General features: G+C 70.5%; 15 protein-coding genes. 6 read left to right on the top strand and 9 right to left on the bottom strand.

All coding sequences use genetic code 11. From position 1 onward, the window contains the following. Nucleotides 1–4: 4 nt before the first annotated feature. A complete protein-coding gene (locus tag VV867_RS10020; RefSeq protein WP_109932672.1) occupies nt 5–289 on the bottom strand; it encodes a hypothetical protein in 285 nt (94 codons plus the stop codon). 85 nt (nt 290–374) lie between these two features. Then, the gene (gene recQ / locus VV867_RS10015) at nt 375–2,519 is read right to left on the bottom strand and encodes a DNA helicase RecQ (RefSeq protein WP_328566264.1); all 2,145 of its coding nucleotides are present in this window, start codon (nt 2,517–2,519) and stop codon (nt 375–377) included. A gap of 844 nt (nt 2,520–3,363) precedes the next feature. Between recQ and VV867_RS10010 the strand changes: the two genes are divergently transcribed. Together VV867_RS10010 and VV867_RS10005 are read left to right on the top strand one after the other, a co-directional pair. Beyond that, on the top strand, nt 3,364–3,951 hold the full coding sequence (locus VV867_RS10010) for a UPF0149 family protein (protein WP_089393041.1): 588 nt from the start codon (nt 3,364–3,366) through the stop codon (nt 3,949–3,951). 9 nt (nt 3,952–3,960) lie between these two features. Further along, nucleotides 3,961–4,362, top strand: a complete 402-nt coding sequence (locus tag VV867_RS10005; RefSeq protein WP_109933610.1) for a YbaN family protein — start codon at nt 3,961–3,963, stop codon at nt 4,360–4,362. Between the two features lie 3 nt (nt 4,363–4,365). On the opposite strand, the gene VV867_RS10000 is transcribed toward VV867_RS10005, so the two are convergent. The 4 genes from VV867_RS10000 to VV867_RS09985 are packed head-to-tail and all read right to left on the bottom strand — an operon-like array spanning nt 4,366 to nt 10,730. After that, nucleotides 4,366–5,784, bottom strand: coding sequence for a heavy metal sensor histidine kinase (locus VV867_RS10000; protein WP_109933609.1), 1,419 nt, complete (start codon nt 5,782–5,784; stop codon nt 4,366–4,368). Beyond that, the gene (locus VV867_RS09995; protein ID WP_275629162.1) at nt 5,781–6,473 is read right to left on the bottom strand and encodes a heavy metal response regulator transcription factor; all 693 of its coding nucleotides are present in this window, start codon (nt 6,471–6,473) and stop codon (nt 5,781–5,783) included. The genes VV867_RS10000 and VV867_RS09995 overlap by 4 nt, the downstream gene beginning before the upstream one ends. 46 nt (nt 6,474–6,519) lie before the next feature. Beyond that, nucleotides 6,520–9,609, bottom strand: coding sequence for a multidrug efflux RND transporter permease subunit (locus tag VV867_RS09990; protein WP_328566263.1), 3,090 nt, complete (start codon nt 9,607–9,609; stop codon nt 6,520–6,522). Continuing rightward, the gene (locus VV867_RS09985; RefSeq protein ID WP_328566262.1) at nt 9,606–10,730 is read right to left on the bottom strand and encodes an efflux RND transporter periplasmic adaptor subunit; all 1,125 of its coding nucleotides are present in this window, start codon (nt 10,728–10,730) and stop codon (nt 9,606–9,608) included. The genes VV867_RS09990 and VV867_RS09985 overlap by 4 nt, the downstream gene beginning before the upstream one ends. A gap of 191 nt (nt 10,731–10,921) precedes the next feature. On the opposite strand from VV867_RS09985, the gene lapG reads away from it, so the two are divergent. Next, nucleotides 10,922–11,617, top strand: a complete 696-nt coding sequence (gene lapG / locus VV867_RS09980; protein ID WP_109933605.1) for a cysteine protease LapG — start codon at nt 10,922–10,924, stop codon at nt 11,615–11,617. A gap of 9 nt (nt 11,618–11,626) precedes the next feature. Continuing rightward, on the top strand, nt 11,627–13,576 hold the full coding sequence (gene lapD / locus VV867_RS09975) for a cyclic di-GMP receptor LapD (RefSeq protein WP_328566261.1): 1,950 nt from the start codon (nt 11,627–11,629) through the stop codon (nt 13,574–13,576). A gap of 359 nt (nt 13,577–13,935) precedes the next feature. Here the strand turns inward: lapD and VV867_RS09970 are convergent, their stop codons facing one another. Continuing rightward, nucleotides 13,936–14,268 (bottom strand): tryptophan synthase subunit beta, encoded by a 333-nt coding sequence (locus tag VV867_RS09970; RefSeq protein WP_109933603.1) that lies wholly within the window; start codon nt 14,266–14,268, stop codon nt 13,936–13,938. 16 nt (nt 14,269–14,284) lie between these two features. Next, complete coding sequence (gene pap, locus VV867_RS09965; protein ID WP_109933602.1) at nt 14,285–15,775, bottom strand: polyphosphate:AMP phosphotransferase; 1,491 nt, start codon at nt 15,773–15,775, stop codon at nt 14,285–14,287. A 107-nt stretch (nt 15,776–15,882) separates the two neighbouring features. On the opposite strand from pap, the gene mnmC reads away from it, so the two are divergent. Then, nucleotides 15,883–17,841, top strand: coding sequence for a bifunctional tRNA (5-methylaminomethyl-2-thiouridine)(34)-methyltransferase MnmD/FAD-dependent 5-carboxymethylaminomethyl-2-thiouridine(34) oxidoreductase MnmC (gene mnmC / locus VV867_RS09960; RefSeq protein WP_328566260.1), 1,959 nt, complete (start codon nt 15,883–15,885; stop codon nt 17,839–17,841). A 38-nt stretch (nt 17,842–17,879) separates the two neighbouring features. Further along, the gene (locus tag VV867_RS09955) at nt 17,880–18,629 is read left to right on the top strand and encodes a sulfite exporter TauE/SafE family protein (protein WP_328566259.1); all 750 of its coding nucleotides are present in this window, start codon (nt 17,880–17,882) and stop codon (nt 18,627–18,629) included. Between the two features lie 256 nt (nt 18,630–18,885). Here VV867_RS09955 and VV867_RS09950 read toward each other — a convergent pair whose 3' ends face one another. Further along, a complete protein-coding gene (locus VV867_RS09950) occupies nt 18,886–19,341 on the bottom strand; it encodes a MarR family winged helix-turn-helix transcriptional regulator (protein ID WP_256595984.1) in 456 nt (151 codons plus the stop codon). Between the last annotated feature and the right edge of the window lie 9 nt (nt 19,342–19,350).

The raw sequence follows: 19,350 nt of genomic DNA, 5'->3' as shown, positions 1-19,350 counted from the left end.
CACCTTAGCCGTTAGCGACGCGCGTCACAAGTTTGTCGCTTTCCTGCGCCATTTCCTTGTCAGCTATCACAGGGCCATCACCGCTTCCGCGAGCGGCAAGCCGGAGGGGCGGCGCACTCGCCTGCGGCGTTCTTTCCGCCGTCAGCAGCAACAGCAGGATTTCGCACAGGGCGACGAAGCCCAGCCCGCGCAGCAGCGCAGCCGGCCCTGCGCGCCCTTCCGGAAGCTCCAGGGCGAGCAACCCGCACAAGCCGGCGAGCACCACGGGTACGGCAACCAGACGCCACATGGCAGCGACTCCTCCCATCCTTAGTACGTCCAGCTTGCAAGCCGCCGCCGTACGGGGAAATGGGACGAATCCGAAAGCCCTTCTCTCAGACTTCCAGTTCGGCCTGCAGCGCGGCGCGCACGCAATGCAGCACGCCCTGCGGCACGCGGCCCTCGAAGCGCTCGGCCAGGGCCGCCACCGGCGGCAGCTCGCCCTCCTCGTCGAGGAAGGCGTCCTGCACTTCGGCCAGCAGCTCCTCGGGCAGGTCCAGCGCCTGTTCCAGGCTCAGCTGCTGCGCGGCGATGGCCTCGGCCAGCAGGTTGTAGACGTTCTTCTCGGTGCAGTCGAGCTGGCGGGCGATCTGCGCCGGGGTCATGCCGGCGCGGGCCAGGCTGACCAGTTCGTGGCTGAGGTCGACCACTGGCGCCGGCGTGGCGGGCGCCGCCTCGGATTCGGTGAGCACGTCGAGGAAGGCCTGGCCGTAGCGCTCCAGCTTGCGCGCGCCGACGCCGCTGACCTGGGCCATGGCGGTGAGCGTGGTCGGCTGGCTGCGCAGCATTTCCAGCAGGGTGGCGTCGGGGAAGATGACGTAGGGCGGCACCGAATGCTCCTGCGCCAGCTTGCGCCGCAGGGTGCGCAGGGCCTCCCACGTCTCGCGCTCTTCCTGGCGCACCAACTGGCTGGCCGGGCTGGCGCCGCCGGAGGACGAGGACTTGCTGCGCTGCGGCTTGGGATCGCGGCGCAGAGCCAGCGTCTCCTCGCCACGCAGCAGCGGGCGGCAGGCTTCGGTCAGGCGCAAGCCGTTGAAGCCGTCGACGTCCACATCGGCGAAGCCACGGGCGACCAACTGGCGGAACAGCGTGCGCCATTCCTCCTCACCGCGCGCCTTGCCGATGCCGAACACCGCAAGGTGCTGGTGCCCGACGCTGCGTACCTTCTCGGTCTCCTTGCCGAGGAGGATGTCCACCAGATGGCCGACGCCGTAGCGCTGGCCGCTGCGGTAGATCGCCGACAGGGCTTGGCGCGCGGGTTCGGTGGCGTCCCAGGTTTCCACCCCATCGACGCAGATGTCGCAATGCCCACAAGGGTTGGGCATCACCTCGTCGAAGTAGGCCAGCAGCGCCTGGCGCCGGCAGCGGGTCTCCTCGCACAGCGCCAGCATGGCTTCGAGCTTGTGCCGCTCCACTCGCTTGTGGCGCTCGTCGCCCTCGGAGTTCTGCATCATCTGCCGCAGCAGCAGCACGTCCTGCAGGCCGTAGGCCATCCAGGCGTCCGCCGGCAGGCCGTCACGGCCGGCGCGGCCGGTTTCCTGGTAGTAGGCCTCGAGGCTCTTGGGCAGGTCGAGGTGGGCGACGAAGCGTACGTTGGGCTTGTCGATGCCCATGCCGAAGGCGATGGTCGCGACCATGATCAGGCCTTCCTCGTTGAGGAAGCGCTTCTGGTTGAAGGCGCGCAACTCGTTGGACAGCCCGGCGTGGTAAGGCAGCGCCGGGAAGCCCTGGTTGGAAAGGAACTCGGCGACTTCCTCGACTTTCTTGCGCGACAGGCAGTAGACGATGCCGGCATCGCCACGGCGCTCGGTGAGGAAGCCGAGCAGCTGCTTGCGCGGCTGCTCCTTGGGCACGATGCGGTAGAAGATGTTCGGCCGGTCGAAGCTGGAGAGGAACTGCTCGGCGTTCTGCAGGTGCAGGCGCTGGATCATCTCCTCGCGGGTGCGCATGTCCGCGGTGGCGGTCAGGGCGATGCGCGGCACTTCGGGGAACAGCTCGGCAAGCTGGCCCAGCTGCAGGTATTCGGGGCGGAAGTCGTGGCCCCACTGCGATACGCAGTGCGCCTCGTCGATGGCGAACAGGCCGACGTTCAGGCGCTGCAGGAAGTCCAGCATGCGCGGCTGCACCAGGCGTTCCGGGGCCAGGTAGAGCAGCTTGATCTCGCCACGCTGCAGGCGCGCGGCGATGTCCCGCTGCGCCTCGGGGCTGAGCGAGGAATTCAGCGCGGCGACCGGCACGCCCAGCTCGTCGAGGGTGGCGACCTGGTCTTCCATCAGGGCGATCAGCGGCGAGACCACCACGGTCAGGCCCTCGCGCAGCAGCGCGGGCACCTGGAAACACAGCGACTTGCCGCCGCCGGTGGGCATCAGCACCAGCGCGTCGCCGCCACTGGCCACGCGTTCGATGATGCGCGCCTGGTTGCCGCGGAAGGCGTCGTAGCCGAATACGTCTTTGAGGATGCGCTGGGCCTGGTCGAGCATGGGGGACTCCGTTTCGAGCCGGGCATTATACGCAAGCGGGGCGATGGGGGTGGGTCAGCCGTCGCAACGGACGAGGATGACGGATGCGAAGGGGCATGATCGCGGACGGAGTCTGCTCCTGCGGGAAGACGGTATGCCGTGCCTGCCAGCAACCTGTAGGAGCGCGCCCTGCCCGCGATTTCGCGCGCAGGGCGCGCTCCTACAATGGGAATGGCGCGGGTGGGGCGGCGCAGGAGCAACTGTCTTGCAGCCCGCGCCGAAATGCTCTTCGTAGGAGCGAGCTTGCTCGCGAATAAACCCCGCTGCGGAGTCCGTTCGCGAGCAAGCTCGCTCCTACGAAAAGCAAAAGCGCTTTTGCTCTGGCGTTTGGACTTCCAGAGAAACAACCGAGCGCACCGGAACGCCCCTTCAGAAGGCCGAGCGAAACCGGCGCTCAGGAGGTCATGCGACATGGATGTCGCTAGAGCCCCGATCAGCACAGGGACGTGCTGTCGGGGCGGGCCTCCGTGGCGGGGGAATTCGCGAGGGTAGCCCGGCTTCATCGGGCCCGTATGCGGGGCAAGCCTTTTTGGTTACTTTTGTGGCGATTGACAAAAGTGACTCGCCCGAGGAGGCGAAACGAGAAACATCAACGCACTCGGAGCGGCGCGTTACACCAGACCCCAAAGCTATTGGCTTCCCGCGTTCGCGGGAATAACCAGGTTACAAGAACCAGGCGTCCCCCTCGCTCCTACGAAAAGCCGGGGAAAAGCCCGACGGCCACCGCCCGCCAAGCCCCGCGGCTGGCCCGCGGGCCGCGGAAAGACTACAATTCAGGCCCGCATCCCCGCCGAGGTAGTAACCGATGTCTTTCGCCGACCAACTGGCCCGCCTGCAAGCCTTTCTCGATGCCGATGACCTGCACGAGGAAGCCTTGGACTATGTCGCGGCCCACGGCTACCTGACCGCCTTGGCGATCTGCCCCGACCAGGTGCCCGACCGCGAGTGGATCGACGCGCTCTTCGCCGAGCCGCCGCACTACCGCAGCGACGCCGAGCGCGAGGAAATCGAGGGCTCCCTGCTGCTGCTCAAGGCGCACATCACCCGCCAGCTGGCCAGCGACGAAGAGCTGGAGCTGCCCTGTGAGCCCTATCTGGGCGACGAGCCGGACGATTCCGATATCCGCGGCTGGTGCATCGGCTTCATGGAAGGCGTGTTCCTGCGCGAGGCCGTATGGTTCGAGCAGGCCGAGGAAGAGGTCAGCGAGCTGCTGCTGCCGATCATGGTCGGTTCCGGGCTGTTCGACGAGCAGCCGGAGTTCGACGAGATCGCCCGCGACCGCCACCTGGTGGACGACATGGTCGCGCAGATCCCGGAACTGCTGACCAACCTGTTCCTGCTCTGCCAGGCCCCGGAAGAAAAACCGGCGCTGCTCAAGCCCCGCCAACACTGATCCGGCGCTATGGCAGCGCGGGAAATCCGCCATAGCCGCCACGCCTGGGTGCGCTACCTGCTGCTGGCCGTCGGCTGGCTCAGCGTGGCGCTCGGCGTGGCCGGGATCTTCCTGCCGCTGCTGCCCACCACGCCCTTCCTGCTGCTCGCCGCGGCCTGCTTCATGCGCAGCTCGCAGCGCTTCTACGACTGGCTGGTGAGCCACCCCAGGCTGGGCCCCTGGATCAGCGACTACCTCGAAGGCAACGGCATCCCGCTCAAGGGCAAGCTCTACACGGTGGGGCTGATGTGGATCAGCATCGGCTTCTCCTGCTACCTGGTCCCGCACCTCTGGGCCCGCGTGTTCATGCTGAGCAGCGCGGTGCTGGTCAGCCTGTACATCCTGCTGAAGGTGAAGACCCGCCGCATCTGAGGCTCAGGCCGGCAGCGGCTCCCCGCCGCCCTCCCCGTCCGGCCCCGGTGGCGCCGGCACGGCGACCACGCTGAAGCCGAAGGTGTTCACCCCCGCCTCGCTGCGCACGAAGACGTTGCCGCCGTGCATGCTCGCCACCGCCTTGACGATGGACAGGCCCAGGCCGTGGCTGCTCCGGCTGTTGGCCCGCGCCGCGTCGACGCGGTAGAAGCGCTCGAACAGCCGGGCGCGCTCCTCCTCGCCGATGGCCGCGCCGGGATTGCTCACCTCCACCCGCGCCGTACCGCCCTCGCCGCTCAGGCGCACCTCGATGCGCCCGCCCGGCGCGGTGTGCTGGGCGGCGTTGTACAGCAGGTTGGTCACCGCGCGCTGGAACAGGGCGCGCTCGACGCTGGCGCGGGCCTCGCCGTGCAGCGCCACGCTGACGCCCTGCTCGTCGAAGATCACCTCGAGGAAGTCCAGGGTGTTGCCCACTTCGGCGCGCAGCGAGGTCTCCACCCGCTCGGCGGCCAGGCTGCCCTGGTCGACGCGGGCGAGGAACAGCATGTCGTTGACGATGGCGCTCAGGCGCTCCAGCTCTTCCAGGTTGGACTGCAGCACCTCTTCGTAGTCGCCGGCGCTGCGCTCGCGGGACAGCGCCACCTGGCTCTGGCCGATCAGGTTGGCCAGGGGCGTGCGCAGTTCGTGGGCCACGTCGGCGTTGAACGATTCCAGGCGCAGGTAGGCCTGCTGCAGACGGTCCAGCGCCTCGTTGAAGGCCTGGGCCAGGGCCGACAGCTCGGCCGGCAGGCGCTCCGGGCGCAGGCGCTGGGACAGCTGCTTCGGGCTGATCTGCCGCGCCTCGTCGCTCAGCCGGTGCAGCGGCCGCAGGCCGACGCGGGCGATCCAGTGACCGCACAGCGAGGCCAGGGCGATGCCCAGCGTCGACAGGCCGAACAGCGCCACCAGGGTGGCCTGGCGGGCGTGCTGGAAGGCCACGCTGTCGATGGCGGTGAGCAGCACCAGCGCCGGGCGCTCGCCGCTGGCCGGCAGGCGGCCGACGCGGGTGGACAGCGGCGAGCCGTGCTCCGGCAACTCCAGCTCGCCGTAGCCGCTGCCGGCGGCCAGCAGGCGGCGCACCGGCTCGCTGGCCTGGCCGTAACGCAGGTTCGCGTCGTCGCTGTCGATCCAGAAGCGGATCAGCTCGTACTCCTGGCTCAGGGTGTTCAGCTTGCCCTGCAGGTGCGGCCAGCGCTGCACCAGGTCGGGCTTGTCGAGCATGCGCGCGACCATGTTGAAGCGGGTGTCCAGCTCAGAGCGCTGCAGGCGCTCGATCTGTCGGTCGAGCACGCAGTACAGCGCCGAGCCGATGAGCAGGAAGGCGCCCAGCGCGGCGATGGCGAACATGCCGGCCAGGCGGGCGGACAGCGACAGCCCCTTCATCCGCCACCCTCCTGGCCGGCGCGGCTCTCCAGCACGTAGCCCATGCCGCGGATGGTGTGCAGCAGCTTGGTCTCGAAGGGCCCGTCGAGCTTGGCGCGCAGGCGCTTGATGGCGACCTCGACGACGTTGGTGTCGGTGTCGAAGTTGATGTCCCAGACCAGCTCGGCGATGGCGGTCTTGGAAAGGATTTCGCCGCTGCGCTGGGCCAGCACGCAGAGCAGCGCGTATTCCTTGGCGGTCAGTTCCAGGCGCGTGGCGCCGCGGAACACGCGGCGGCTGACCAGGTCGATGGACAGGTCGGCGATGCGCATCTGGGTGGCGCTCTCCAGGTGCGCGCCGCGGCGCGTCAGGGCCTGCAGGCGGGCCACCAGTTCGAGGAAGGAGAACGGCTTGATCAGGTAGTCGTCGGCGCCCTCGCGCAGGCCGCGCACGCGGTCCTCCACGCGCTCGCGGGCGGTGAGCATGATCACCGGCGTCTGCCGCCGCTCGCGCAGGGCGCGCAGCACGCCGTAGCCGTCGATGCCGGGGAGCATCACGTCCAGCACTATCACGTCGTACTCGCCGTTGAGCGCCAGGTGCCTGCCGTCGATGCCGTCGGCCGCCACGTCCACGGTGAAGCCCTGCTCGCTGAGGCCGCGCTGCAGGTAGTCCGCGGTCTTGCTCTCGTCTTCGACTATCAGTACGCGCATGCCCGGCCTCCGTTCGCTGCGTGCGGCCATGCTACCCAGGCGCGCCTCACGCCGCACCTCCCAGCGCCACCGGTGCCGGCTTACGGTGGAACAGGCGGTCCAGCGCCAGGTACACCACCGGGGTGCTGAACAGCGTCAGCGCCTGGCTCACCAGCAGCCCGCCGACCACCGCCACGCCCAGCGGCTGGCGCAGCTCCGAGCCGGTGCCGAAGCCGATCATCAGCGGGATGGCGCCCAGCAGCGCGGCCAGGGTGGTCATCATGATCGGGCGGAAGCGCGCCAGGCACGCCTCGCGGATCGCCTCGGCAGGCGACAGGCCGCGCTGGCGCTGGGTGGCCAGGGCGAAGTCGACCATCAGGATGCCGTTCTTCTTGACGATGCCGATCAGCAGCACCAGGCCGATCAGCGCCATCACCGAGAACTCCAGGCCCCAGCCCCAGAGCAGGAAGACCGCGCCTATGCCCGCCGAGGGCAGCGTGGAAAGAATGGTCAAGGGGTGCACGAAGCTCTCGTAGAGCACGCCGAGGATCACGTACACGGCGAAGAGCGCGGCCAGGATCAGCAGCGGCTGGCTCGCCAGGGAACTCTGGAAGGCCCGCGCCGCACCCTGGAAGTCGCCGCCGATGCTGGCCGGCATGCCGATCTCCTGCTGCGCGCGCTGCACCAGGCGTACCGCTTCGCCCAGCGCCGTGCCCGGGGCCAGGTTGAAGGACAGGGTGGCCGCCGGGAACATGCCGTTGTGGTTGATCTGCAGCGGCCCGGAACGCGCCGGCGCGACCCTGGCCACCTCCGCCAGCGGGACCATCTCGCCGGTCAGCGGCGAGCGCAGGTGGAACCAGGCCAGGCTCTCGGCGCGGCCGCGCTGGCGGGCGTCCAGCTCGAGGATCACCTTGTACTGGTTGACCTCGGTCTGGATTTCGCCGACCTGGCGCTGGCCGAAAGCGTCGTACAGCGTCTGGCTGATGTCCTCGGCGCTCAGGCCGAAGCGCGCCGCGGCCACCCGGTCGATCTCCAGGGCGGTGACGCTGGCGCCCACCTGCAGGTCGTTGGACACGTCGGCCAGCCCCGGCTCCTGCTTCAGCCGCTCGGTCAGGCGCTGCGCCCACAACGCAAGCTCGGCGCTGTCGTTGCTGCGCAGGGCGTACTGGTACTGGGTGCGCACCGGGCCGGTGGCCAGGTTGATGTCCTGGGCCGAGCGCAGGTACAGGACGATGCCGGGCACCCGGGCCAGCTGCGGGCGCAGGCGGTCGATGAATTCCTCCACCGAGACGTCGCGCTCGCCGCGGTCCTTGAGCACGATCCAGAAGCGCCCGTTGGCCAGGCTCTGGCTGCCGCCGGTGATGCCGATGGCGTGGTTGTAGCTCTGCACCGCCGGGTCGGCGGCGACGATCTCGGCCAGTTGGCGATGCTTCTCGGCCATGTCGGCGTAGGCGATGTCCTCGGCGGCCTGGGTGGTGCCGAACACGAAGGCGGTGTCCTGCAGCGGGAAGAAGCCCTTGGGGATGCCCATGTAACCGGCCACCGCCACCGCGATACACAGGCCGAAGCTCGCCAGCACCGTGCGCTGGTGCCGCAGCGACCAGTCCAGGCCGCGGGCGTAGCGGGCCAGCAGCCACTCGGAAAGGCCACCGTGGCCGCCGTGCTTCGGCGCGCCCATGAAGCGCGAGGCGAGCATCGGCGCCACCGTCAGCGAAGCCAGCACCGACAGCAGGATGGCCGCGGTGACGCTGACGGCGAACTCGCGGAACAGCCGGCCGACGATGCCGCCCATGAACAGCAGCGGGATGAACGCGGCGATCAGCGAGAAGCTGATGGAGATGACCGTGAAGCCGATCTCCGCGGCGCCGTCCAGGGCCGCCTGCACGCGGTCCTTGCCCTGTTCCAGGTGGCGATGGATGTTCTCCACCACCACGATGGCGTCGTCGACGATGAAGCCCACGGCGATGATCAGCGCCACCAGGGTCAGGTTGTTCAGGGTGAAGCCCAGCAGGTACATGGCGGCGAAGCTGGCGCTCAGCGACACCGCCAGCACCGTGGCGACGATCAGCGTCGCCGACAGCTGGCGCAGGAACAGGCCCATCACCAGCACCACCAGGCCCATGGTCAGCAGCAGGGTCAGCTCCACCTCGTGCAGCGAGGCGCGGATGGTGCGGGTGCGGTCGTTGAGCACCTCCACCTCGACGCCTGCCGGGAGCATCTCGCGCAGGCGCGGCAGGGCCGCCTGGATGGCGTCCGCGGTCTCGACGATGTTCGCCCCCGGCTGGCGCAGGATCACCAGGGCCACGCCGGGGCGGCCTTCGGGCCAGGCCTGCACGTAGTCGTCCTCCGGCGCCCTGACCACCTGCGCCAGGTCGCGCAGGAACACCGGCGCGCCGGCGCGGTAGGCCACCACCAGGTCGTCGTACTCGGCGGGGCTGAACAACTGGTCGTTGGCCGCCAGGGTGGACACCCGGCCGTCGCCGAAGAGCGCGCCCTTGGCCTGGTTGACGCTCGCCGACTGCAGCGCCTGGCGCAGGTCGGCGAGGGTCAGGCGGTAGGCGGCGAGCTTCTCCGGCTGCGCCTGGATGCGGATGGCCGGGCGCTGCTGGCCGACCACGAAGATCTGCCCGACCCCGGCGACCTGGCTGAGCTGGCGCGCCAGCAGCACCTCGGCGTAGTCGCTCAGCTCGATCAGCGGCAGCAGCTCGGCATTCACCCGCAGGATCATGATCGGGCTGTCCGCCGGGTTGACCTTGCGCCAGGTGGGCAGGTTCGGCAGGTCCGCCGGCAGGCGCCCGGAGGCGGCGTTGATGGCGGCCTGGACCTCCTGGGCGGCGACGTCGATGTCCTTCTCCAGCTCGAACTGCAGGGTCAGGGTGGTGGAGCCCAGGGCGCTGCTGGAGGTCATCTCGGCGATGCCGGGGATGGCGCTGAACTGCACCTCCAGCGGCGTGGCCACGGCCGAGGCCATGGTCTGCGGGCTGCCGCCGGGCAGCTGGGCGCTGACCTGGATGGTCGGGAAGTCCACCTGCGGCAGCGGCGCCACGCCCAGGCGCAGGAAGGCCAGCAGGCCGAGCAGCAGCGAGGCGATGGTCAGCAGGCAGGTGGCGATGGGGTGGCGCACGCACCAGCCGGACATGCCGGCGCGCACGTTCATGGCCGGCTCCGGCGCAGGGCCAGGGCCGGCGCCTCGCCCAGCACCTCGACGCGGGCGCCGGGCGCCAGCCGCGAGTGGCCGTCGAGCACCACCGCCTCGCCGGCCTCCAGGCCTTCCACCAGGCTGCGCCCGTCCACTTCCTGCAGCACCCGCACCGGCGCCACCTCGGCCTTGCCGTCCACCACCCGGTAGACGAAGGCGCCTTCCAGGCCGCGGCGCACGGCGCGGCTGTCCAGCAGCAGGCCGTCGCGCAGCACGCCGGTGCGCAGCTCCATGGCGACGAACTGGCCGGGCCAGAGCCTGCCCTCGGGGTTGTCGAACACCGCGCGCACACGGATGGTGCCGGTGCTGCTGGCCACCTGGTTGTCGATACTGCGCAGGCGGCCCTCGCCGAGCAGCTGGCCGCCATCGCGGCTGTAGGCGCTGACCGGGGTGTCGCCGCCGAGCAGCGGCTGCAGGCGCGGCAGGCTTTCCTGGGGCAGCGCGAAGACCACCGAGATGGGCGCGATCTGCGTCACGCTGAACAGGCTGCTGTCGTCGTTGGTGCGCAGCAGGTTGCCGACGTCGACGTTGCGGATGCCCACGCGGCCGGCCACCGGCGAGGTGATGCGGGTGTAGGACAGGCGCACGCGCTCGGCGTCGATGGTCGCCTGGTTGGCCCGCAGGGTGGCGCGCAGCTGGGCGGCCTGGGCCTCCTGCTGCTCGAGGATCTGCCGGGAGATGGAGCCGCGCTCGATCAGCGTGCGGTAGCGCTGCAGGTCCTGCTCGACGATGCGCAGCTGCGCCTGGTTGCTCTGCCGGGTGGCCTCGGCCTGCTCCAGGGCGGCGGCGATGGCGCGGTCGTCGATGGTCGCCAGCAACTGGCCACGCTCGACCAGTTGCCCCTCCTCCACCAGCAGGGCGGTCAGCTGGCCCTCGACCTGGGGCCGCAGCAGCACGCTATGCAGCGAGGTGACGGTGCCGATGCCGGCGAGGTTCTGCGCCAGGTCCTCGCGCACCACCCGCACCAGGGTCACCGGCACCCCGGGCGCCGCGGCGGCCGCCCGCGGCTCGCCCTGGCGCACGCCGAGTCCCCAGGCCAGGGCGCCCGCCAGCACCACCCCGAGCAGCCCAGCCGCCATCCCTATCCGCCTGCCTTGCGCCTGCATGCCGCCCTCCTCGTCGCCGCGGCCCGGCGGACCGCATCCTGCGTTTATAGGCCAGGCCGCGGGACCCCACCCTGACCCGAAGATGACAATGCTGACAGTTTCGCCGCCATCGACAGCCGCCAGCCAGCGCCTAGACTTCACTCATTCCCCCTGGAGCCCCGGCGATGCGGCCACTGCAAGGAGCCCTCCGGCTGTTCGTCCGCCCGTCCGGGGCCGGCCTGGCGCTGCTCCTCGTCCTGGCCCTGGGCCTCCAGGCGCAGTGGGACTTCGACGCCATCCTGCGCAAGGCCGAGCAGCGCTGGGGCGACCTGGGCCCGGCGCGCCAGCGCATCCGCGACTGGGGCGAGCTGCTGCAGCGCAGCCAGGGCCTGGACGAGGCCGGCAAGCTCAAGGCCGCCAACGACTTCTTCAACGCCAGCCTGGCCTTCCGCGACGACCGCAGCGTGTGGGGCCAGGAAGACTACTGGGCGACGCCCGTCGAGGCGCTGTACAAGGGCGCCGGCGACTGCGAGGACTACGCCATCGCCAAGTACGTCACCCTGCGCCAGCTCGGCATCCCCGGCGAGCGGCTGCGCATCACCTACGTCAAGGCGCTGCGCCTGAACCAGGCGCACATGGTGCTGACCTGGTACGCCAGAGCCGACGCCGAGCCGCTGGTGCTCGACAACCTCATCCCGCAGATCCGCCCCGCCTCGCAGCGCCAGGACCTGCTCCCGGTCTACGCCTTCAACGCCGAGGGGCTGTGGTTGCCCGGCCCCGGCGGCGGCAAGCGCAGCGGCAGCAGCAAGCAGCTGTCGCGCTGGCAGGACCTGTTGACCAAGATGCGCGGCGAGGGGCTGGTCCTCGACGAGACGCGCTAGGAGGCATGCATGTCGCTACTCAAGCAACTCTTCCTGGCCATCTGCCTGTTCCTGGTGGTGGCCTTCGCCGGCAGCTTCGCCACCAGCCTGGAGAGTTCCCGCGAGCAGCTGATCAGCCAGTTGCGCTCCCACGCCCAGGACGCCGCCACCGCCCTGGGGCTGTCGCTGACGCCCCACGTCGACGACCCGGCGATGATCGAGCTGATGGTCAGCTCCATCTTCGACAGCGGCTACTTCGCCAGCATCCGCGTGGTGCGCATCGCCGACGGCCAGGTGCTGGTGGAACGCAAGGCCGCCCCCGGCAACGGCGAGGTGCCCGGCTGGTTCGCCCGCCTGGTGGACCTCAAGGCCGAGGGCGGCGACGCCCTGATCATGCGCGGCTGGGAACAGGCGGCGCGGGTCGAGGTGGTCAGCCACCCGCAATTCGCCCTGGCGCGGCTGTGGGACGGCGCCCTGGGCAGCCTGGCCTGGCTGCTCGGCTGCGGGGTGGTCAGCGCCCTGCTCGGCGGCTGGCTGCTGCGCGCCCAGCTGCGCCCGCTGGACCAGATGGTGCAGCAGGCCCGGGCCATCACCCGCCGCGAATTCCTCACCCTGCCCCGCGAGCCGCGCACCCCGGAGCTGCGCCGGGTGGTGCAGGCGATGAACCAGATGGTCGAGAAGCTCAAGGCGCTGTTCGCCGAGGAAGCCTCGCGCAGCGAGAAACTGCGCGAGGAGGCCTACCAGGACAGCCTCTCCGGCCTGGCCAACCGCCGGCTGTTCGATGCCCGCCTGGAAGCCCAGCTGACGCCCGGCGAGCAGAGCGCCGCCGGCTACCTGCTGCTGCTGCGCCTGAACGACCTGGCCGGGCTCAACCAGCGCCTGGGCGGCCAGCGCACCGATGCGCTGATCCGCGAGGTGGCCGGCCTGCTGCAGGGCGCCCAGGCCCAGCACGGCAAGCCCGACTGGCTGGCCGCGCGCAGCCGCGGCGGCGAGTTCACCCTGCTCGCCCCGGGGCTGGACGGCAGCGGCGCCGAGCGCCTGGCCGAAGCCTTGAGCGACCAGTTGGAAAGCCTCCAGCGCACCGGCGCCAGCGACGTCCACCCAGTGGCGCACCTGGGCCTGGCGGCCTTCCGCCCGGGCGAGGCGGCGGCCGGCGTCCTGGCCCGCGCCGACCAGGCCCTGGCCAGCGCCCAGGCCAGCGCCGAACGGCCGTGGCAGCGCCTCGACGAATCCAGCGGCCAGCCGGCCCAGGACAGCCACGCCTGGCACGCCTGGATCGACAGCGCGCTGCAGAAGAGCCAACTGCAACTGTGGTTCCAGCCGGTACGCGGCTGCGCCGACGGCGCCCTGCTGCAGCGCAAGCTGCTGGCGCGGCTGCTCGACCCGCAGGGCCAGGCGGTGGCCGCCGGGCAGTTCCTGCCCTGGGTGGAGCGCTTCGGCTGGGCGGCGCGCCTGGACCAGGCCATGCTCGAACACGCCCTGGCCCACCTGGCCCGGCACCCCGAGCCCGTGGCCCTGAGCCTGTCGGCCGCCAGCGTGCGCGAGCCCCGGGCGCTGCGGCAACTGCTCGATGCCATCAAGGCCAACCCGCAACAGGCCGTCCTGCTGACCCTGGAGCTGGACGAACGCTACCTGCCGCCGCCGGCCGAGCTGGAGCAGCTCGGCCAGGCCGTGCGCGAAACCGGCGCGAGCCTCGGCCTGCAGCACTTCGGCGGGCGCTTCAGCCTGATCGGCAACCTCACCCACCTGGGCCTGGCCTACCTCAAGCTCGACGGCAGCTACATCCGCGCCATCGACCAGGACCAGGCCAAGCGCCTGTTCATCGAGGCGGTGTTCCGCGCCACCAACAGCATCGACCTGCCGCTGATCGCGGAGATGGTGGAGAGCGAGGGGGAACTGCGGGTACTGCGCGAGATGGGGATCAAGGGGGCCATGGGCCGCCTGATCGGCGCGCCGGCGCCGTGGGGGGAAGAGGGCTAGGGCGAAACCGCGGACGGCGTCCGCGCCGGGGAGAGTTGTGGTTCCGTAGGATGGTGTTGAGCGAAGCGATACCCATCGCCACGACCGCGTGGGTTTCGCCAAGGCTCAACCCATCCTACGAAGAGCGCTTCGGTGCAGTCGGAAACCGTGCCACCCGCCCCGTAGGAGCGGATTCATCTGCGATTTCGCAATGGGGCCCGGCCTATCGCGGACGGAGCCCTACGGGTTGCCCATACACCGTGCCTTTGTAGGAGCGCGCCCTGCGCGCGAAATCGCAGGCAGGGCCTGCTCCTACAGGTTCGCATTCCACCTGTAGGAGAACTCCGTCCGCGATCGGCTCCGCCGGCCGCGCAGGGCCCTCAGAACAACCGCTCGTCTTCCTCTTCCACCAGGGCGCCCAGCCCATCCAGCCCGGCGCGGGTGGTGGCGCGGTCCTCCAGCTTGCGCCGGGCCGCCTCGGGCAGGTCGGTGTAGCGGATCAGCCCGCGGCTCACCAGCACGCCCACTAGGTCCTCGATCACCCGCACCAGCTCCAGGTCCGAGCGCTGCAGGGACTGCAGGCGCGCGTCCAGCGCCCCGCTCAGCCAGCCCAGCACTTCGGGGTCGTCGGCCGGCACGCCCTGGCCGCCGGCGAAGGGTTCGCGTTCGACCCGCACCAGGCGGCCGTTCTCATCGCGTTGCACGTAGACCATCGCCGCCTCGCCTCCTTCACTTGTCCTTCCTGTACGCCGCCTCCAGCGCATCGTTGAGGGTGCGCAGCACCTTGACCCGGGCGAAGCGCTTGTCGTTGGCCTCGATCAGGGTCCAGGGCGCGATCTCGGTGCTGGTGCGGTCCACCATGTCGCCCACCGCGTCGACGTACTGGTCCCACTTGTCGCGGTTGCGCCAGTCTTCCTCGGTGATCTTGTAGCGCTTGAAGGGAATGCTCTCGCGCTCCTTGAAACGCTGGTACTGGGTGTCCTTGTCGATGGCCAGCCAGAACTTCACCACCACTATGCCGAACTCCACCAGTTGCTCCTCGAAGTCGTTGATCTCCGAGTAGGCACGCAGCCAATCAGCCGGCGGGCAGAAGCCCTCGACGCGCTCCACCAGCACCCGGCCGTACCAGGAACGGTCGAAGATGGTGAACTGCCGGCGCGCCGGCATGTGCCGCCAGAAGCGCCACAGGTACGGCTGGGCGCGTTCTTCCTCGGTGGGCGCGGCGATGGGCACGATGTGGTACTGGCGCGGGTCCAGGGCGTCGGTGACGCGGCGGATGGCGCCGCCCTTGCCGGCGGCGTCGTTGCCCTCGAACACGGCGATCAGCGAATGCTGGCGGAAGCGCTTGTCGCGGATCAGCGTGGCCAGGCGCGCCTGCTCCTGGGCCAGCTGGGTCTTGTACTGGTCCTTGCTCAACGCCAGGCTCAGGTCGAGGCTGTCGAGCAGGCCGCGGTTGTCCAGGCTGGCCACCAGCGGCGCGGCGTGGGGCTGGCGGCGGGGCCGGTCCTTGACGTCGAGCGCCGCCTGCAGGCCTTCGAGGATGGTGCGGCCGATGGTCAGGCTGCGGTAGCGCTCGTCCACGCCCTCGACTACGTACCAGGGCGCGTAGTCGCGGCTGGTGCGGCGCAGCACGCGCTCGCCGTAGCGCACGAACTTGTCGTAGACCTCGCTCTGCTGCCAGTCGATCTCGCTCAGCTGCCAGGAACGCTGCGGGTCCTTCTCCAGGGTCTTCAGGCGCTCCTTGAGCTGCTTCTTGGACAGGTGGAACCAGAACTTGAAGATCAGCGCGCCCTCGTCGCAGAGCATGCGCTCGAAACGCTCGGCGGCGTCGATGGCCACGTCCAGGCGGCTGTCCTTGATGTCGCCGTTGACCCGCGCGTGGAGCATCTGGCTGTACCAGTTGCCGAAGAAGATCGCGGTGCGCCCCTTGGGCGGCAGGCGCCGCCAGAAGCGCCACTGCGGCGGGCGCGCGAGTTCCTCGTCGGTGGGCCAGAGGAAACTGTCCACCTGGATCAGCCGCGGGTCCATCCACTCGTTGAGCAGCTTGACCGTCTCGCCCTTGCCGGCCCCCTCGATGCCGTTGATCAGGATGATCACCGGGAACCGCGCCTGCCGCTTGAGCTCGTACTGGGCCTCCAGCAAGGCTTCGCGCAGCTCCGTGACTTCCCTCTCGTAGGTTTCCTTGTCGATGGAATGGCCGATCTCGGCGGATTCGAACATGCACTGCCTCCTGACTGCGGGTTGCATTGAAGGTAGCGGATGTGACGCAGACTGTCTGCGCGGGGGATCGGCTAAAATGCGCGCTTCGCTTTACTGCCGGTACGCCCATGCCCGATATCCACAGCGCCCAGCTCGACTGGGACGACAACGGCCAGCCCCTGTCGCGCGCCTACGGCGACGTGTACTTCTCCCGTGCCTCGGGCCTGGCGGAAACCCACCACGTGTTCCTCGACGGCAACCAGCTGCCGCGGCGCTTCGCCGCACTGCCGGCGGGCGGGCGCCTGTGCATCGGCGAGACCGGCTTCGGCACCGGCCTGAACTTCCTCTGCGCCTGGCGCCAGTTCGAGGCCCTGGCCCCGCCGGACGCGCGCCTGCATTTCGTCAGCGTGGAAAAGTACCCGCTGCGCCGCGACGACCTGGTGCGCGCCCTGGCCCTGTGGGACGAACTGCGGCCCTGGAGCGAACAGCTGCTGGCGCAGTACCACGCCATCCACCCCGGTTTCCAGCGCCTGGTGTTCGCCGGTGGCCGGGTGGTGCTCACCCTGCTGGTGGGCGACGTGCTGGAAACCCTGCCGGAGCTGGACGCGCGCATCGACGCCTGGTTCCTCGACGGTTTCTCCCCGGCGAAGAACCCGGAGATGTGGACCGAGCCGCTGTTCGCCGAACTGGCGCGGCTGGCCGCCCCCGGCGCGACGCTCGCCACCTTCACCAGTGCAGGATTCGTGCGCCGCGGGCTGATCGCCGCCGGCTTCGCCATGCAGCGGGTCAAGGGCTTCGGGCAGAAGCGCGAGATGCTGGTGGGCCAGTTCCAGGGCCAACCGCAGGACGCTGCCAGACCCTGGTACGCGCGCCCGCCGGCGCCCGCGGGCGAGCGCCGTGCATTGGTGGTCGGCGGCGGCCTGGCCGGCTGCGCCACGGCCGCCAGCCTGGCCGCGCGCGGCTGGAAGGTGAGCCTGGTGGAGCGCCATGGCGAGCTGGCCGCGGAAGCCTCGGGCAACCCCCAGGGCGTGCTCTACCTCAAGCTCTCGGCCCACGGCACGGCGCTGTCGCGCCTGGTGGTGGCCGGTTTCGGCCATACCCGCCGGCTGCTGGAACGCCTGCGGCGCGGCACCGACTGGGACGCCTGCGGCGTGCTGCAGCTGGCCTTCGACGAGGCCGAGGGCAAGCGCCAGGCGAAGCTGGCCGAAGCCTTCCCCGAAGACCTGCTGCAAGTCCTGTCGAAGGAAGAAGCCGAGGCCCGCGCGGGCATCGCCCTGCCGGCTGGCGGGCTGTTCTTCCCCGAAGCCGGCTGGGCGCATCCACCGGCGCTGTGCCGGGCCCTGGCCGAACACCCGGACATCGAGCTGCTGAGCGGCCATGAGGTGCGCCTGGAGCGCGAAGACGGGCAGTGGCATGCCTGCAGTGGCGAGCGGCGCCTGGCCAGTGCGCCGGTCGCCATCCTCGCCACCGCCGCCGAGGTGCGCGCCTTCCCCGGCGCGGCCAGCCTGCCGCTCAAGCGCATCCGCGGGCAGATCAGCCGCCTGCCGGCCAGCGCCGACAGCGCGGCGCTGCGCACCGTGGTCTGCGCCGAGGGCTACGTCGCCCCACCGCGCCTGGGCGAACACACCCTGGGCGCCAGCTTCGACTTCCACAGCGACGACCTGCAGCCCACCGTCGCCGAGCACCAGGGCAACCTCGACCTGCTGCGGGAAATCTCCCCGGACCTGCAGCAGCGCCTGGGCCCGCAGGACCCGGCGGCCCTCGCAGGCCGCGCCGCGTTCCGCTGCACCACCCCGGACTACCTGCCGCTGATCGGCCCGCTGGCCGCGCGCGAAGCCTTCGCCGAAGCCTACGCCGTGCTGGCCAAGGATGCCCGCCAGGTGCCGGATACCCCCTGCCCCTGGCTCGACGGCCTGTACCTGAACAGCGCCCACGGCTCCCGCGGGCTGATCAGCGCGCCGCTGTCCGGCGAACTGCTGGCGGCCTGGCTGGACGACGAGCCGCTGCCCCTGCCCCGTGCCGTGGCCGAGGCCTGCCATCCCAACCGCTTCTTCCTGCGCGAGCTGGTGCGCGGCCAGAAGTCCTGATCACCCCGCGCCACCGGACCACCGGAGCCCCGAGCCAGATGGACACCCTGCTCTTCGAATCCACCGCCATCGGCCTGATCCTCGGCCTGCTGCTGGGCCTCACCGGCGCCGGCGGCTCGCTGGTGGCGCTGCCGCTGCTGCTGAGCCTGCACCTGCCGCTGCACGACGCCATCGGCGTGAGCCTGGGCGCGGTGGCGCTGTCCGCCCTGATCGGCGCCATCCCCCGCGCACGCCAAGGCCAGGTGGCCTGGCGCCCGCTGCTCTGGCTGACCCTCACCGGCTGGCCGGGCAACGCCCTGGGCCAGTGGCTCGGCCGCTTCATCCCCGACGCGGTGCTGATCCTCGGCTTCTGCGCCCTGGTGCTGTGGTCGGCCTGGCGCATGTGGCGCGGCGCGGCCATGCCGAAAACCGCCGGCCAGGCCACGGGCAACGCGCCGCTGCTCGGCCTGGGCCTGGCGGTGGGGCTGCTCTCGGGGCTGATGGGGGTCGGCGGCGGCTTCCTGATAGTGCCGGGGCTGCTGTGGTTCACCCCGCTGTCGATGCTGGCGGCCACGGCCACCTCCATGGCGGTGATCGCCCTGGTCTCCGGCGGTGGCTTCCTGCTCTACCTCAGCCACGCCCAGCCGCCCATGCCGCTGCTGGCGGCGCTGGCCGCCGGCGGCGCCCTCGGCGTGCTGGCCGGCAACCGCCTGGCCCTGCGCCTGGGCGGGGCGACCCTGCAACGGATCTTCGCGGTGATGCTGCTGGCGGTGAGCCTGTCGCTGGCGGCGCAGAAGCTGTTGGCATGAGGGCCAAGGGTAATGGCGACATCGTAGGGCGCATAACGCCTACGGCGTTATCCGCCGCGGGCGGCCCCGGTGTTACGGCCAACGGCGGATAACCGCGAACGGTAGTGCCCCACCCACACCATTCTCCTGTAGGAGCGCGCCCTGCGCGCGAATCGCGGACAGAGTCCGCTCCTACGGGGAAATGCTGTGCCTCGGCAACCTGTAGGAGCGGACTCCGTCCGTGATCAGCCCCCCAGCCAGGCCATGGCGTGGCCCCTCATTCCTCTTCTTCCTCCTCCGGCAACTCGAACAGTTCCGCTGCCCGCAGCAACCCCGCCAGCACCGCATGGCGCTCCCACTCGGGCAGCTCGGCGAAGCGCGCCAGCACGTATTCCGGCAGCAGCGGCGGCGCCGACTGCAGCGCGTCGCGGCCGGCGTCTTCCAGCAGCAGCCATTGCTTGCGCCTGTCCTGCTCGTCGCGCCGGCGGGCCAGCAGGCCGCGGCTCTCCAGGCGGTCGAGGACGCCGGAGAGCGAGGCCTGGGACAGGCTCACACGCTTGGCCAGGCGGCTGGCGGTGATCTCCCGCTCCACCAGCAGCACCTGCAGGATCAGCAGCTGCAGCGGCGTCAGCCCGCCGTAGCGGCCCAGGCGCTTGGCATGCACCTCGCTACCCTGCTGCAGCCGCCGCAGGGCCTGGAACATGGACAGCGCGTAGGCGTCCTCCGTGGACATATTCCTTTC

It is taken from the genome of Pseudomonas sp. JH-2 (genome assembly GCF_036231725.1).
Classification (GTDB): domain Bacteria; phylum Pseudomonadota; class Gammaproteobacteria; order Pseudomonadales; family Pseudomonadaceae; genus Pseudomonas; species Pseudomonas delhiensis.
Note: the sequence above shows the minus strand (reverse complement) of the source record. Positions and strands in the feature narration are given on the sequence as shown.

Coding starts and splice junctions, on each gene's coding strand:
- VV867_RS10020 (WP_109932672.1), bottom strand. CDS start 289: ATGTGGCGTCTGGTTGCCGTACCCGTGGTGCTCGCCGGCTTGTGCGGG.
- recQ (WP_328566264.1), bottom strand. CDS start 2,519: ATGCTCGACCAGGCCCAGCGCATCCTCAAAGACGTATTCGGCTACGAC.
- VV867_RS10010 (WP_089393041.1), top strand. CDS start 3,364: ATGTCTTTCGCCGACCAACTGGCCCGCCTGCAAGCCTTTCTCGATGCC.
- VV867_RS10005 (WP_109933610.1), top strand. CDS start 3,961: ATGGCAGCGCGGGAAATCCGCCATAGCCGCCACGCCTGGGTGCGCTAC.
- VV867_RS10000 (WP_109933609.1), bottom strand. CDS start 5,784: ATGAAGGGGCTGTCGCTGTCCGCCCGCCTGGCCGGCATGTTCGCCATC.
- VV867_RS09995 (WP_275629162.1), bottom strand. CDS start 6,473: ATGCGCGTACTGATAGTCGAAGACGAGAGCAAGACCGCGGACTACCTG.
- VV867_RS09990 (WP_328566263.1), bottom strand. CDS start 9,609: ATGAACGTGCGCGCCGGCATGTCCGGCTGGTGCGTGCGCCACCCCATC.
- VV867_RS09985 (WP_328566262.1), bottom strand. CDS start 10,730: ATGGCGGCTGGGCTGCTCGGGGTGGTGCTGGCGGGCGCCCTGGCCTGG.
- lapG (WP_109933605.1), top strand. CDS start 10,922: ATGCGGCCACTGCAAGGAGCCCTCCGGCTGTTCGTCCGCCCGTCCGGG.
- lapD (WP_328566261.1), top strand. CDS start 11,627: ATGTCGCTACTCAAGCAACTCTTCCTGGCCATCTGCCTGTTCCTGGTG.
- VV867_RS09970 (WP_109933603.1), bottom strand. CDS start 14,268: ATGGTCTACGTGCAACGCGATGAGAACGGCCGCCTGGTGCGGGTCGAA.
- pap (WP_109933602.1), bottom strand. CDS start 15,775: ATGTTCGAATCCGCCGAGATCGGCCATTCCATCGACAAGGAAACCTAC.
- mnmC (WP_328566260.1), top strand. CDS start 15,883: ATGCCCGATATCCACAGCGCCCAGCTCGACTGGGACGACAACGGCCAG.
- VV867_RS09955 (WP_328566259.1), top strand. CDS start 17,880: ATGGACACCCTGCTCTTCGAATCCACCGCCATCGGCCTGATCCTCGGC.
- VV867_RS09950 (WP_256595984.1), bottom strand. CDS start 19,341: ATGTCCACGGAGGACGCCTACGCGCTGTCCATGTTCCAGGCCCTGCGG.